At 67.5% G+C, this 455-nt stretch carries 1 pseudogene; it reads left to right on the top strand.

Annotation, left to right across the window (positions count from 1 at the left end):
- Positions 1-156: 156 nt before the first annotated feature.
- Positions 157-455, top strand: a pseudogene (locus F6Q13_RS18010) (class I SAM-dependent methyltransferase); the annotation flags it as partial.

Raw genomic sequence — 455 nt, 5'->3', positions numbered from 1 at the left:
GGCGTCGGTCGACGATCATCTCGCCGCGCTGACCAGGGCCGCCGAAGTCGCCCGCGGATTCGCCGGCTGACGTGTCGCCCGACGCGACGGTGTACTCTCCGAGTTAGTTCCTTAACGTGGCTAATTAATGGTGCGGCGCACCCGCCGGTATAGCTCATGCGACGCAGCGACAATGACACCTGGGATCTGGCGACCAGCGTCGGGGCGACCGCCACGGTGGTGGCCGCGGCTCGCGCCGTGGCCACCAACACCCCCGACCCGCTGATCGACGACCCGTTCGCCCAACCGCTAGGCGATCAACGTTGACTTCTTCACTCGGTGGGCCACCGGTCAACTCGACCCGGCCGACGTCGACACCCCCTGGGGATTGCAGCGGATGACCGACCTGTTGGCGGCGCGGACGCGGTACTTCGACGAGTTCTTTCGCGACGCCACTGCGGCGGGAATCCGGCAGG

Source organism: Mycobacterium sp. (assembly GCF_008709575.1).
GTDB lineage: Bacteria > Actinomycetota > Actinomycetes > Mycobacteriales > Mycobacteriaceae > Mycobacterium.
The sequence above is the reverse complement of the archived record's forward strand: the minus strand, read 5'-3'. Positions and strand labels throughout refer to the sequence as shown.